Source organism: Streptomyces sp. NPDC020489 (assembly GCF_044386545.1).
Lineage (GTDB): Bacteria > Actinomycetota > Actinomycetes > Streptomycetales > Streptomycetaceae > Streptomyces.
In genome coordinates, this window is record NZ_JBIRUZ010000002.1 from 332038 (window position 1) to 346528 (window position 14491).

At 68.7% G+C, this 14491-nt stretch carries 10 protein-coding genes; 9 read left to right on the forward strand and 1 reads right to left on the reverse strand.

What is annotated here, in order from left to right; genetic code table 11:
• The first annotated feature begins 21 nt into the window (after positions 1-21).
• From ACH41F_RS05385 to ACH41F_RS05425, 9 genes are all read left to right on the forward strand, one after another.
• Positions 22-1095, forward strand: a complete 1074-nt coding sequence (locus tag ACH41F_RS05385; protein ID WP_398833150.1) for a rhamnogalacturonan acetylesterase — start codon at positions 22-24, stop codon at positions 1093-1095.
• Between the two features lie 34 nt (positions 1096-1129).
• On the forward strand, positions 1130-1999 hold the full coding sequence (locus ACH41F_RS05390; RefSeq protein WP_391232288.1) for an SGNH/GDSL hydrolase family protein: 870 nt from the start codon (positions 1130-1132) through the stop codon (positions 1997-1999).
• 305 nt (positions 2000-2304) lie between these two features.
• The gene (locus ACH41F_RS05395) at positions 2305-3588 is read left to right on the forward strand and encodes an extracellular solute-binding protein (RefSeq protein WP_391232287.1); all 1284 of its coding nucleotides are present in this window, start codon (positions 2305-2307) and stop codon (positions 3586-3588) included.
• A complete protein-coding gene (locus tag ACH41F_RS05400) occupies positions 3589-4605 on the forward strand; it encodes a carbohydrate ABC transporter permease (protein ID WP_398833153.1) in 1017 nt (338 codons plus the stop codon).
• Positions 4606-4630: 25 nt separating this feature from the next.
• Positions 4631-5431 (forward strand): carbohydrate ABC transporter permease, encoded by an 801-nt coding sequence (locus ACH41F_RS05405; protein WP_398833647.1) that lies wholly within the window; start codon positions 4631-4633, stop codon positions 5429-5431.
• Between the two features lie 110 nt (positions 5432-5541).
• Entirely contained in the window at positions 5542-6891 is a 1350-nt protein-coding gene (locus ACH41F_RS05410; RefSeq protein ID WP_398833156.1) for a right-handed parallel beta-helix repeat-containing protein, read from the forward strand.
• Complete coding sequence (locus ACH41F_RS05415) at positions 6851-9088, forward strand: family 43 glycosylhydrolase (protein WP_398833158.1); 2238 nt, start codon at positions 6851-6853, stop codon at positions 9086-9088. Before ACH41F_RS05410 ends, ACH41F_RS05415 begins: the two co-directional genes overlap by 41 nt.
• A gap of 86 nt (positions 9089-9174) precedes the next feature.
• On the forward strand, positions 9175-11106 hold the full coding sequence (locus ACH41F_RS05420) for a glycosyl hydrolase 53 family protein (protein ID WP_398833160.1): 1932 nt from the start codon (positions 9175-9177) through the stop codon (positions 11104-11106).
• A gap of 99 nt (positions 11107-11205) precedes the next feature.
• Positions 11206-12519, forward strand: coding sequence for an RICIN domain-containing protein (locus ACH41F_RS05425; protein ID WP_398833162.1), 1314 nt, complete (start codon positions 11206-11208; stop codon positions 12517-12519).
• A gap of 54 nt (positions 12520-12573) precedes the next feature.
• On the opposite strand, the gene ACH41F_RS05430 is transcribed toward ACH41F_RS05425, so the two are convergent.
• Positions 12574-14166, reverse strand: coding sequence for a cation acetate symporter (locus tag ACH41F_RS05430; protein WP_391232280.1), 1593 nt, complete (start codon positions 14164-14166; stop codon positions 12574-12576).
• Positions 14167-14491: the final 325 nt, after the last annotated feature.

Below are 14491 nucleotides of genomic sequence, written 5' to 3' on the forward strand. Positions count from 1 at the left end.
CGAGAGGTGATTGTAATGAGCATGACAGTGCGTTCCGAACGGCACGGGGCCAGGCTGGGAGCAGTGGGTCTGCTGACCCTCGCGACACTGGTCAGCACCGGTGCTACGCATGCCGACTCCGCCACGCGGGCGCTGCCGGCCGGTTGTTCCGGCACTGCGCCGATCAAGTGTCACTATGCGCTCTCCCCCGGCAACTACGACGTGACGGTCTCCATCGGTGGTGGCGGTGCTGCCGCCGAGACCGACATGTGGGTGGAGTCCCGGCGCCAGATGCTTCCGGCGACGAAGACCGCCGCCGGCGCCACCGCCACGTACTCGTTCACGGTCAATGTGCGGCAGCCGGAGGGGCAGCCGACCGGCCAGGGCGGCACCGGGAACCCCGGCCTTGACATCCGGTTCGCGAGGGCCAACCCGCAGGTGTCGGCCCTCTCCGTGAAACCGGCGGCCCAACCTCTGGTCGCCTACCTCGCCGGTGACTCGACCGTGTGCGACCAGTCCGTGGCCCCGTACACGGGATGGGGCCAGATGATCACGCCGGCGGTGGGCCCGGGCGCGTCCGTCGCCAACTACGCGGACTCGGGGGAGAGTTCGGGCAGCTTCCTGAGGAACTCGGCGCTCTTCCCGGCGCTGCTGGCGAAGGTCAAGGCACGTGACGCGGTCTTCATCCAGTTCGGCCACAACGACAAGCAGACCAGCGCGTCAGCGTTCCGCAGCAACCTCAACTCCATGATCACGCAGGTCCGCGCGAAGGGCGGCGTCCCCGTCCTGGTGACCCCGCCGGTCCGTCGGCAGTTCAACGGCAGCCGGCTCACGCCCACAGCACTGCACGTCAACGGCGTCGGAGTGAACCTGCCGGCCGAGATGCGCTCGGTCGGCGCCGCGCAGAACGTGCCGGTGATCGATCTGACCACCAAGAGCAAGACGCTGGTCGAGTCCCTCGGTCCGTCCGCCTCCGCACAGCTCTTCCTGCGCTCATCCGTCGACGGTGTCACGGACAACACCCACTTCTCGCAGTACGGCGCGAGCCAGATGGGCGGGCTGGTGCTCCAGAGCATCCGCGAACAGCGCCTGCCCCTGGCCACACACCTGCGCTGACCGACACCCGGCGCCCGTCCCAAGGAGGGACCCGTTGAGGAACTTACGGACCGTCATCACGACCGCGCTCGTGATCGCCTTGTCGAGCCTCGGTGTCAGCACCGCATCCGCCGCGGACCGCGTCGCCGCGCACTGCCCCAGTGCCTCCGGCGCCCAGACCCCGGCCGCACGGGCGGCCGCCGCACCGGTCACCGTCTGGCTGGCCGGCGACTCCACCATGGCCAACCCCAGTTCCGGCCGCTGCCCGGTCGGCTGGGGCAGCCAGTTCGACGCCCTGTTCAACACCGACGTCACCGTCAAGAACCAGGCCGTCGGAGGCCGCAGCATCCAGACCTGGCTGTACGAGGGGAACGTGAGCAGCACCAAGGGCACCGACGGTGAGTGCCGCCTCACCTCCACCACCTACTCCTCCCGCTGGCAGGCGATGCTGAACGCGACCACCGGAATGAAGGCCGGCGACTACCTCTTCATCCAGTTCGGCATCAACGACTCCTCCTCGACCTGCCCCCGGCACGTCGGCCGGGCCCGGTACCAGCAGCTGATGACCATGATGGCGCAGGCAGCCCTGGCCCGGGGCGCGCACCCGGTGCTGCTCACCCCGGTGGCCGCCATCACCTGCTCCGGCGGCACAGCGACCAAGAACCGCGGCTTCGTGAACGAGACGTTCGCCGCCGGCTCCGCCACCAGGGCGCCCGTCATCGACCTGCAGACGCTCAGCGTCTCGCTCTACAACAGTCTGCGGTTCTGCCCGAACAACGGCGACTACGGAGGCAGCGGCCCCCTGGGCACCTTCTTCTGCAACGACCACACCCACTTCGACACCTACGGCGCCCAGCGGATCGCCGGGCTCGTCGCCGGTGACGTGCGCCGCCAGAACCTCCCGCTCGCCGCGTATCTCCGATAGCACGCGGTGGGCGCGAACCGAGTCCGGCCGGTTCGCGGGTGGCCTCGACGAGGGGGAGCAAGGGACGGGAGTACGGCGCTCGCGCGGTGCCGTGGGACACGACGTGCGCGCCGTACTCCTCCCCCCGCCCGGACGGCCGACGCAGCCCGGACACGCACCGTGGGCCCGCCGGTTGATCCCTTCGGGCCCGGGCTGCCTCGAATACACCGCCCCGTCCTACCAGAGCAGCTGTTCGTGATGTCTGTTCGGCCACCGCCTGAGTGATCAGGGGTGGGCCGCTCGCTCGGAAGGTGGTACACGCGTCCATGGCAGTGTCACGAAGACGGCTTCTGGCGTTGGGCGCCGGAGCGGTGGCCGGAGGGTTCGGGCCGCTCGGCTGCGGGTCTCAGCGCTCGCTCGGCGACCCGGATGAGATCACGCTGTGGACCTGGGACCGGTCGGTGAGCGACGAACTGGTCGCCCGGGCAGAGACGAAGGGCATTCCCGGGGCCCCGGGCTTCAGACTCAGCCGCACCAACATCGGCGGCCACTTCAACACCAAGGTGCGTACCGCACTCGCCGGCAAGTCCCTGGTGCCGGACATCATCGGCATCAACTCCGACGTGGCCACCTACTTCCCCAACCAGGACGTGTTCGTCGACCTCAACGACTTCGGCGCGGCCGAGCTCAAGGGCCGGTACCTGGACTGGAAGTGGAACGAGTGCGTCACGCCCGAGGGCCGGATGATCGCGTTCCCCATGGACACCGGCCCCACCGGGCTGTTCTACCGCGCCGACCTGCTTCAGGAGGCCGGCATCACGACCGACCCGAAGGAACTCGCCGCCCGAGCCCCGGACTGGGACGGCTTCATCGCCCTGGGCAAGGAACTGCGCAAGTCACAGGAGCGCGCGGTGATCTGCCCCAACATCCGCCACGTCTGGAGCATCCGCCTGGGCCAGCTGAGCCGCAGGTTCATGACCGAGGACGGCCGGTACATCGGCGACCGGGACGAACTGCGCGAGGCGTTCGAACTGGCCTACCGGGTCGGCCGGGACGGCCTGTCGGCCGGCGCCCCGGAGGGCTCCCCCGACCTGTACGGAGTGATCACCAGCGGTCGCCAGCCCGTCGGTATCGGCGCGGTCTGGTGGGGCCTCGCCTTCCCCGAGTCGGCCGCGCCGAAGACCAAGGGCAAGTGGCGGGTGACCGACCCGCCCGGCGGCGCCGGCAACGTCGGCGGGTCCTTCCTGGCGATCACCAAGTACTCCAAGAACCCCGAAGCGGCCTACCAGTTCATCACCTGGCTGCAGTCTCCCGAGAACCAGGTCAAGGCGTTCACGGAGATGTCGCTGTTCCCCTCCTCCCCGCACTCCTTCACCAGGCCGGAGATGCGTGAGGCGCGGCCCTTCTACGGCGGACAGCGCACCATCGAGGTGTTCGGACCGTCGGCGCGGCAGGTCAGGACCGTCTACAGGAGCCCCTACGACCGGGTGATGGACCCCGTCTTCGCCGCCGAGCTCGCCAACGTGGAGTCCGGCAAGAACGTCGACACGGCATGGAGGGACGCCCAGAACACCATCGAGCGTGAACTCACCCGCGAGGGGGCGATCTGAATGGGTTTCGCCCAAGTGCCGCGCGGGAAGCCCGTCGAGCGGCGCGGAAGGACCGCCACGCCACCGCCGGACGGGTCCAGGCCGCTGCCCGGCTGGCACCGCTACTGGCCGATGTACACAGCCGTCTCCCCGTTCTTCCTCCTCTTCGCCGTGTTCGGTGTCTTCCCGGTCGGCTTCTCCGTCTACCTGTCGTTCATGTCGTGGGACGGCATCGGAGAGATGCGGTCGATCGGCTGGGAGAACTACGCGTACCTGGTGACCGACTCCGACTTCTGGCAGTCGATCGCCAACACCCTGATCATCTGGATCCTGTCCACCGTCCCGATGGTCTTTCTTGCCCTGGTCATCGCCTACGCGCTGCACACCGCGGTGCGGTTCAAGGCGTTCTACCGGGTGGCCTACTTCGTCCCGAACATCACCTCGATCGTGGCGATGACCCTGGTGCTCGGCTCGGTCTTCAGCGACAGTTCCGGACTGCTCAACAGTGCGCTGCGGGCGATCAACTCCGGCGAGGTCGGCTGGCTGTCCGACCCGTGGGCGATGAAGATCTCCGTGGCGGCGATCACCGTCTGGCGATGGGTCGGCTACAACGCCATCATCTGCCTGGCCGGCTTGCAGGCCATCTCCAGCGACGTGTTCGAGGCGGCCAAGGTCGACGGTGCCGACAACCGTCAGACCTTCTTCCGGATCACCATCCCGATGCTCCGCCCGGTGATCCTGTTCGTCGCCATCACCTCCACCATCGGCGGACTGCAACTGTTCACCGAGCCGCAGGTGCTGTTCCCGGTGGACGACAACGGCAACGTCGGCGGGCCCGGCGGCGAGGCCACCACCATCGTGCTCTACCTGTACCAACAGGCCTTCGTCTTCAACCGGTTCGGCTACGGCGCTGCCGTCGGCTGGGCGCTGTTCCTGCTGATCGCGGTGTTCTCCGTCATCAACTGGCGGCTGATCGGCGGCAGGGACGAGGACGTGCTGGGCACCGGCAAGCGGAAGGGGAAGTCTAGTGCGCGCTGAGACCGCCGCCCGGTCGCGGACCATCATGGGCCACGCCGTGCTCCTGCTGGGCGTGCTGATCACGATCTTCCCGTTCTACTGGATGTTCGTGATGGCCTCCAACACCACCGGGGACATCTTCGCCTACCCGCCCAAGCTCGTTCCCGGCTCCCACCTGTGGGAGAACATGAACAAGGTGTTCGACGGGATCGACTTCTGGGGGTCGATGGGCATCACCGTCGTGGCCGCCACCACCGTGACGTTCCTGGTGCTGCTCTTCGACTCGCTGGCCGCCTTCGCCTTCGCCAAGTACGACTTCCCCGGGCGCACGGTGCTGTTCTGGATCGTGCTGGCCACCTTCATGATTCCGATGCAGCTGGCGCTGGTGCCGCAGTTCGTCACCCTGGCCTGGCTCGGCTGGGTCGGCTCGCTCAAGGCCCTGATCATCCCCGGTGCGGCCAACGCGTTCGGGATCTTCTGGATGCGCCAGTACGCGCAGGGGGCGATCGCCGACGAGCTGATCCAGGCCTCGAGAGTCGACGGCGCGGGCTTCTTCCGCCAGTGGTGGACGGTCGGGCTGCCGGTACTGCGCCCGGGGCTGGCGTTCCTGGGGATCTTCACCTTCTTCCACATCTGGAACGACTACCTGTGGCCGCTCATCGTGATGACCGACCCGGGCAAGGTGACTCTCCAGGTGGCCGTGCAGCAACTGAACGGCGTCTACACCACCGACCAGTCGATGGTCATCGCCGGAGCGCTCATGTCCGTGATCCCGCTCATCGGGGTCTTCCTGATCGGCTCGCGCCATTTCATCGCCAACCTGGCAGCCGGCGCCATGAAGTTCTGAAGCCCGTGGTCCCGCCCTTCGAAACCAGCTTCCACACCTGCGCTGAGTTCTTCAGCCAGGCACGAGCCCCGCTGCCACACGGGAACGCACCTGACTCGGGAGATGACGCTGTGAGAACCGTGAAGTTCGCCACCCCTGCCCTCCTGCTCTCTGTGGTCACCGCGAGTTCCGTCACAGTGCCCCCCGCCGTGGCGTCCGCGAACACCGCGGCGGCCGGAAACACCTACTACGTCGCCCCGAACGGGAACGACGCAGCAGCGGGCACGCAGGCCGCTCCGTGGGCATCGATCGCCCGTGCACAGGCCGTCGCCAAGGCGGGCGACACGGTCTACTTCCGGGGCGGCACCTACGCCTACACCCGCGCGAACAGCGCCTGCTCGAGCCAGACCGCCAAGGTCGACGCGATCACCCTCAACAAGAGCGGCAGCTCGGGCAACCCCATCCGGTACTGGGCCCAGCCGGGCGAGAGGCCGGTCTTCGACTTCTCACGGATGACGGACAACTGCCGCATCAAGGGCTTCAACGTCACCGGCAGCTGGATCCACCTCAAAGGACTGGAAGCCAAGGGTGTTCCCCAGAACAACAACCGCAACGCCGAGTCCTGGGGACTCTGGGTGTCCGGCAGCAACAACGTCTTCGAGCAGATCAACACCCACCACCACATGGGCACCGGCCTGTTCATCAGCGGCGGGGCCGGCAACCTCGTCCTCAACTCGGACGCGCATGACAACTACGACCCGCGCAGCAGCGACGGCCCGGGCGAGAACGCCGACGGGTTCGGTTCGCACTACACGCCGACCGGCCGCGCCGCGAACGTGTTCCGGGGCTGCCGCGCGTGGTGGAACGCCGACGACGGGTTCGACCTCATCTCCACCTACTCGCCCGTGCTCATCGAGAACTCGTGGGCCTGGCGCAACGGGTACGTGCCGGGGACGACGACGCCCTCCGGCAACGGAGCCGGCTTCAAGTCCGGTGGCTACGGGGGCGACTACGAGGCCAACGCGCCGAAGCACACCGTCCGTTCGTCGGTGGCGTTCCTCAACAAGGCGGCCGGCTTCTACGCCAACCACCACCCGGTGGCCAACGACTTCTTCAACAACACCGGTTACGGAAACCACCCCAACTTCAACATGCGTGGCGTCGACTCGAGCGGCGCCGCCGTCGGCCGAGGCAACCTGCGCAACAACATCGCCTACACCGGAACGCCGACGTCGTATCTGACCGGCACGAACGCCACGTACAACTCCTGGAACCTCGGCGTCCCCCTGGCGAACTCCGATTTCCAGAGTGTGTCGACGTCCGGCTGGGACGCGCCCCGCCAGACCAACGGAAGCCTCCCCGTGCTGCCCCACCTCCGTCTCGCGACGAGCAGCGCCCTGATCGACAGGGGCACCGACGTGGGACTGCCATTCATCGGAAATGCGCCGGATCTGGGCGCCTTTGAGAACGAGGGAAGGTGATTCTGTGAAGCAAAGATCGCGCGTCATTGCGAAGTACTGGAAGGTGGCCGCCGCCACACTGTTGTCCGTGGCGTTGGCGGCACCGCTCTCAGCGAGCACGGCTGCGGCGGAGACACCTGCGACGAAGACCTCGGCGACAGCCCTCCAGGATGGGAATGCCGCCGCCGCACCGGTGGTGGACCGCGGCCTCAAACACCTGGTGTCGGACTACCGGACACGCACTCCGTCTAAGTACACGGCTGACTCCTGGAAGCCCTTCGCCAAGGCGTTGACCACCGCCGCCGATGTCGCCGACGACACGTCGGCCACCACGTCGGAGGTCGCCGACGCGAAGACGGCCCTGATGACCGCCGCCGCCGATCTGAAGGCCGCCGACGAAGGCACGTTCCAGACCATCACGAACAACACCTTCTGGAACGACACCAGCGGCAACCCCATCTATTCGCAGGGCGGAGGGGTCTTCAAGTTCGGCGACACCTATTACTGGTACGGCGTGCACTACACCGGCGCCGAGCTCTACCGGGCCAATCCGACGAGGAAGTACGACGGCAACGTCAGCTTCGCCTCGATCCCCGTGTACTCGTCCAAGGACCTGGTGAACTGGAAGTTCGAGAACCGCGTCGCGACGCGCTCGACCCAGATCCAGAACGGCGCCACCCTCGGCCAGGCGGGGTGGGTCGGGCGGCTCGGGGTCTCGTACAACGAGAACACCGGAAAGTACGTGCTCGCCACCCAGGCCTATGTCGGAGGCGGGCACGGCGTTCTGCTGCTGCAGGGCGACTCCCCCACCGACACCTTCGACTACGGCTACTTCCAGACCCAGATCACCAACTCGCCCACCACCGGCACCGGAGACCAGACCGTCTTCACCGACGACGACGGCAAGGACTACCTGATCTTCTCCAACCGCGAAGGACGCTCTCGCGGCTTCGTGGCCAAGTTCCGGGAGTCCGACTCGTTGCGGATCGAGCCAGCCGTGCAGATCCGCAGCGGTGCCGGTCGCGAGGGCAACGCCATGTTCAAGCTCGACGGCAAGTACTACCACGCGGCGTCGGACCTGCACGGCTGGAACACCTCGGTCAACTACGTCAACGAGTCGACCGGCAGCAATGTCCAGGGCTCCTACAGCAGCGAGTACGTCCTTGCCGGCACCGAGATGGACTACAGCCACGTGACCCAGACCGGGTTCTTCGTGACGGTCAAGGGCACCAAGCAGAACACGGTGATCTACGCCGGCGACCGCTGGGCCGACTTCGCCTGGAACGGCATCGGGTACAACCAGTGGGTGCCGATCACCAAGACCGGCACACGGCCACAGTTCCACTCGGTGAGCCAGTGGCAGTTCAACGCCACCACCGGGGAGTGGCGCGTCGGCCCGGCGAACAACTACATCCTCAACCCCGACATCCAGGCCGACCGCATCATCGTCTCCAGCGTACGGGGATGGCGGAACCTCGGCGGTTCGGTGACCAACGTCAACGGTGGCGTGAACGGATCACGCTTCGCCCTCCAGGTGAGCAACAGCGGCGGCGTCGAGCAGCGGACAGCGTCGGTGCCCGCAGGCACCTACACCCTGGCCCTGCACGCTCGCGGTAGCGCCGGACAGGTCGTGATCACCGGCGCCAACGGCAGCCAACGCACCCTCGGTATCCCGTCGTCGAGCGGCTGGGCCAAGCGCGAACTCACCGGCATCGAGCTGCCCGGCGGGGCCGCCACCGTCACCGTGCGGGCGTCGGGTTCGGGCGGTGTCATCGTCGACCAGCTCTCACTCGTCAAAACCTCGGCCGACACACCCCCGGCTCCGGGGCGTCACGAGGCAGAGACCGCTCCGGCGCAGTGCCGGGGCACGATCGACTCGAATCAAGCCGGCTATTCCGGCAGCGGGTTCTGCAACGGCGACGGCGCTGTGGGGGCCTTCGCGGAATTCACCGTGAACTCCGAGACCGCCCGTACGGCGACGTTGGGCATCCGATTCGCCAACGGCGCCAGCACCGGTGCGAGGCTGGCGAACCTGGTCGTCAACGGATCCACGGTGGGGACGCTTTCGTTCGAGTCCACCGGTGCGTGGACCACGTGGGCGACCAAGACCGCCACCGTCTCGCTCAACGCGGGCAGCAACACCATCCGGCTGGATCCGACCACGGCGGCGGGGCTACCCAACGTCGACTACCTCGATGTCGGTGCCGCGGCCGGCTGACATCCCGTGCTCCGCCGGTCTTCGCGACCGGCGGAGCGTCCGGACCGGCCCCTGCCGCGCATACGTCACCTCGTCAGGAGAAGGACATGAGCAGCAAGCGTCTGCCCCGCGCCCTCGCGGTCACGACGACGTTGGTCACCATGGTGTCCGCGAACCTACTCATGGTGCCCGAGCAGGCCCACGCGATCTACGGAACCGCGGACATCAAGCCGATCGAGAGCAATATCGCTGCCAAGCCCTGGGCCTCGGCAACGGCCGCCACCGGTATGTCGAGCGCCCCTCTGGCCATCGACGGCGACCCCACGACGTCCTGGAACCCGGACCGCGCCGGCGCCCGTCAGTGGCTCACCGTCGACCTCGGTGGGACCTACGACAACCTGCGCAAGGTCAAGGTGCTCTTCCCGGACCGTGGCACGGCACACCGGTACGTCGTCGAGGCCTCATCCGACGGCCGCCGGTGGAGCACCCTCGCCGACAGGTCCCACAACCGGGCCGTGTCACGAGGGGAAGTCCACCTGTTCACCCGGCCGGGAACGCGCTTCGTGCGGCTCACCTTCACCGGTGGACCGGGCCGTGCCCCGGCGGGTGTCAGCGAGCTCCAGGTCTTCAACTACCTGCGCGCCGACCTCACCCTCGGCGCCGACCTGTCCTGGATGGACGATGTCCAGGACCAGCAGTACTGGGTCAACCCCCTGGCCCAGGACCGCGGCGCCGGCCCCCACCTGCTCGACGTGGCCAAGGACCGCGGCATGCAGCACACCCGGCTGCGGATATTCAACGAGCCGCGCAGCGAGAGCACCGGCCAACCGACGCCGGTACCGCGCCAGGGCCCGGAGCGCTCCCTGGTCTCAGCCCAGCAGATCAAGCAGCGGGGCATGAGCCTGGGGATCGACTTCCACTACGCGGACTCCTGGGCGGACCCGAGCAAGCAACCGAAGCCACGCGCCTGGGCCGAGCTGGAGTTCGCGGACCTGTCCCAGGCCGTGTACGGCTTCACCGCCGACTATCTGAAGCGGTTGATCCGCCAGGGCACCACGCCGGAGAAGGTGGCCGTCGGCAACGAGATCATCAACGGGTTCATGTACGGGAGCGAGGCGGCCCAGATCGGCACGACGAATCCGCCGTACTTCGTCGACCAGGCCGATGTCTACCAGTCGCAGCCCGGCGGTGGCCTGCTGTGGAAGTACTGGCGGTCCACCGACCCGGTGGAGCGGCAGCTCTACGACCAGTCGTGGGACCGGTTCACCACGCTGGCCGCGGCCGGGATCAAGGCCGTCCGCGACGCGTCACCGAGATCCAAGGTCGAGATACACGTGATCGTCGACAAGGACAAGCTCGCCAAGACGATGGAGTTCTGGCACCAGTTCCTCACCCGGGTGAAGGCAAAGGGCCAGAACCCCGATGTGCTGGCCATCTCGTACTACCCGGAATGGCACGGCACGCCCGAGGCGCTGGACCTCAACCTCAACACGATGGCCACCACCTATCCCGACTACGAGATCGACATCGCGGAAACCGCCTACCCCGCCTCTGGTGGCGACGGCTCGCCGTTGCCCAACTCGCCGTACCCGCGCACCATCCAGGGGCAGGCGGACGCGATCCGCAGGGTGTTCCAGGCCGCCAATGACGTGGTCGACAACCGAGGTTCAGGTGTGCTGGTGTGGGAGCCGGCCGGCTACCAGCCGATGTTCCGGGCCGTGCCCGGACTGGCGAACACGTGGGAGCCGCACGCGTCCATCGACGTCTTCAACGCCAGCCGCGCCAGGCGCATCCTCCAGGACACCGTCTACACCGGCACCGTGGTGGGGACCGCCCCGAAGCTGCCCTCCTCCCTCCGCATGCTCACCACCGCCAACAACAAGATCAGCACCGTACCCGTCCGTTGGCAGCCGTTGCCTCCTGGCGCGACCGACAGGCCGGGTGAGGTGACCGTCACCGGGACGACCGACGCAGGACCGGTCACCGCGGTCGTCGACGTCGTTCCCAGACGCGGTGGACACGGCGTGACCCCCTCCTAGCCTCCCCCGGCCGCCGGCTGCCCGCACCGCGCCTCCACCCGGCAACGAGTCCAGCCGTACGCCCCTCGCTCACCCCATCCCCGCACCCAAGGAGTCACCATGACCTTGCGCCGACGAACCTTCCTCAGCCTGAGCGCGGCCGGAGCGACGGGCGTGGGCCTGTCCCTGCTAGGAACAGGCCAGGCACCGGCCGCCGCCGGGCCGCTGGACACCGCGCCGACCACACCGTTCGCGGTCGGCGTGCGCCGGTACAACTGGACCCGCGGCAGCCGCCCGTGCACCACCTACGTCTACTACCCGGCCACCGGCACCGCCGGCGGCAACCCGGTGACGGACGCCCCGGTCGCGGCCGGGGTCTTCCCCGTCTACAACATGACCCACGGCTACGGCAGCAGCCCGCAGAACTCCCTGTTCATCATCCGGGCCCTGGCCTCGGCGGGCTTCATCGTCCCCGCCCCGCACTTCAACCACAACTTCACCGACGTCAACAACGGCAACACCTCCAAGGACGTCTCGCAGATCCTCACCAACACCCTCGCGCTCAACGCGAGCGGACCGCTGGCCGGGCACATCAACACCGGGATCGGCGTCGGCGTCTCGGGCCACTCCCTGGGCGGAATGGTCACGCACGGTCTGCTGACCTCCTGGCCCGACAGCCGGATCGTCTCCGCCAACCCCCAGTCCTGCGTGGACATGGGCAACCCGGCCGGCTCGGTCTCGGCCAAGGTCCTGTTCGTCCACGGCGACCGGGACTCGACCACGTCGTACTCCTCGGCCCGGCAGGCGTACTCGGAGACCACCTGGCCCAAGGCGTTCCTCACCTTCGTCGGCGGCAGCCACACCAGCTTCTGGAGCGACCAGCGTTTCCCCAGGACCGTCGTCGACTGGGCTCGCTGGACCATGTACGGCGACACCGCCGCACGGGACCGCCTCCCGGCTGACGCGTCCGGGTCCAACACCAGGTGGGAAGCCCAGCTGGGCGACTCCCCCGGCGGCCCGGGCCTCTACACCCTGCTGGCCCAGCACAGCGGCAAGGCCGCCGAGATCAACGGGGCCTCCACCGCCGCCGGCGCACAACTCGTCCAGCGCACCAGCAACACTCGCCCCAACCAGCAGTTCGAGTTCATCGACGCCGGCAACGGCCACGTCCGCGTCAGGGCACGACACAGTGGCCTGTTCCTCCAGCCCACGGGCACCGCGACCGGAGCGGATGTCGTCCAGCAGGCCGACACCGGTGCCACCGGCCAGCAGTGGCGCGTGGTCGAGCACGGTGGCGGCGTCATCAGCCTCGTCAACCGGGAGTCCGGTCTGGCGATGGATGTCTGGGAGCACTCGACCGCCGACGGCGCCCGCATCGCCCAGTACACCTACAGCGGCAACCCCAACCAGCGCTTCACCCGCCGCCGCGTCTGACCGGACCGTGTCGGGGCACCGCCCGGGCAGCAGGGCGGGCGGTGTCCCGACACGTCAGGCCGACCCCGAGCCTACTCGGCCCGCCCCCGCCCCCGTCGGCCGCCTCCCCCACGCCGGTCGCGTGCGGGGGGTGCGGGCCCTGCCGAGGAGCCCGAGCAGGAATCCGACGGGAATCGTGAGCAGGCCGGGTGTCTGCAAGGGGAAGAGATGAAAGTCGCGGTCGGGGAACAGGGCCGTCGGGGTGCCCGAAACCGCCGGTGAGAGAAGCATGATGGTCACGATCAGCGGCAGGGTCGCGAACACGGTCCATCGCACCCCGGCCGCCGTGAACCGGGGCAGGAACATCGCGTACAGCAGGACCGGGGCGAGAACGGACGCGCCTGTCGTCAGGGACAGCGAGATCAGGGTGAGGGTGCCGCGATCCCGCAGCAGGACGGCGAGCAGGACGGCGGCGGCGCCGAACAGGACGACTCCCGCTCTGGCGCGACGGACCTCGCCGCCCGAACGGCGCCCGCGGTGGGGGCGGTTGGCGAAGTCCCTCACCAGGCCCGCCGCTGCCGCCAGGGTGATGCCGGCGACGGCTGCGAGGGTGGTCGCGAAGACCGCGCAGGCGACGATCGCGAACAGCATGCTGTGCCGGGTGCCGGCAGCGGACGGGTCGAGCGCGCCGGTCACCATGAGCAGGGCGGTGGACCCGGTGGGGTCGGCCGCCCGGATCGCGTCCCGGCCGAGCAGGGCGCACGCACCCAGCCCCGCGACCGCCACGCCCAGGCAGACGAGTGTCACCGGGACCACCGCCCACCCCACGGCGCGGCGCGCCGTACGGGCGTCGCGCAACGGATGCAGACGCATGGTCAGGTGCGGCAGACAGGCAGCGCCGAGCAGCAGGGTGACGGCGAAGCCGAGCAGGTCGAGCCGGCCGACGAGCGAGGGCCCGAAGTGCAGTCCGGGAACGGCGTAGTCGGTCCCCGCTCCCGACTGATCGCGCGCGGCCTCGAACAGGGCCGGGGGCGACCAGCCGTGGCGCGCGAGGACGAGACCGGCGAGCAGCAGCACCGCGACCAGCACCACGACGATCTTGAGGATCTGTATGTACCCGATGCCTCGCATCCCGCCGAACGCGGCGTAACTGATCATCAGGACGCCGCTCCCGATGGTGCACCCCGTGATGGCTGCCTCGGGCAGGCCGAACATGGCCACGACGATGTGGCCGGCGGTCGACAGCTGTACGAGGAGCAGCGGGGTCAGCACGACGAGAGCGGCCACTCCCAGTGGCGTGCGCGCGGAGGGATCGCCGAGCCGGGCCGCGACGAAGTCGCCTACGGTGAACACCCCCTCGCCGCGCAGGCGTTCGCCCAGGATCCGCAGCACGAGCCACAGCGACACCACGGTGGCCGTCGCGAACAGGAGGCCGTCGGCGCCGTCGAGCGCGACCGCGCCCGTGGTGCTGAGCAAGGTGGCGGCGGAGACGTAGTCGCCCGCGATCGCGAGACCGCTGCCCGCCGGGCCGAAGGCGGCGCCGCCACCGGCGTAGAAGTGCTCGGGCTCGTCCAGGTCGGCGGCGGCGAGCCCGCACAGCAACAGCGATCCGGCGACGAAGACGAGGAAGACCATCGCGGCGAGGGACTGCCCGTCCGTGGAGTTCACCGGCCCCGCCCCGCTGCCCGTGCGGTGCCGTGAACGGCCAGGACGTCCCGTTCCGGGCCAGTGGACGGAGTGACGGCGAGGGCGTGGCCTGTGGGTCGCGTACGCGCGGACCGGGACTGCGCGACGACGGATGCGGCTGACATGGCGGTCATGCCATCAGCCGCCCGATACGTGGTCCAGGACTCCTCGGCATCGCGAGACCCGCGCACAACGGGTCAGGACGAGGTGTGTGCGCGGGCACAGACGGCCTGAGGGGGACAGTGACGGCCCCTCGCGGGCACATTGCCCCGCCCTGCTCCGGCTCACCCGGGCCGCAGCGGGGCTT

Bases quoted from the DNA above. Each gene is read 5' to 3' on its own strand.
- ACH41F_RS05385 (WP_398833150.1), top strand. From the start codon at position 22: ATGACAGTGCGTTCCGAACGGCACGGGGCCAGGCTGGGAGCAGTGGGT.
- ACH41F_RS05395 (WP_391232287.1), top strand. From the start codon at position 2,305: ATGGCAGTGTCACGAAGACGGCTTCTGGCGTTGGGCGCCGGAGCGGTG.
- ACH41F_RS05400 (WP_398833153.1), top strand. From the start codon at position 3,589: ATGGGTTTCGCCCAAGTGCCGCGCGGGAAGCCCGTCGAGCGGCGCGGA.
- ACH41F_RS05405 (WP_398833647.1), top strand. From the start codon at position 4,631: ATGGGCCACGCCGTGCTCCTGCTGGGCGTGCTGATCACGATCTTCCCG.
- ACH41F_RS05415 (WP_398833158.1), top strand. From the start codon at position 6,851: ATGCGCCGGATCTGGGCGCCTTTGAGAACGAGGGAAGGTGATTCTGTG.
- ACH41F_RS05420 (WP_398833160.1), top strand. From the start codon at position 9,175: ATGAGCAGCAAGCGTCTGCCCCGCGCCCTCGCGGTCACGACGACGTTG.
- ACH41F_RS05425 (WP_398833162.1), top strand. From the start codon at position 11,206: ATGACCTTGCGCCGACGAACCTTCCTCAGCCTGAGCGCGGCCGGAGCG.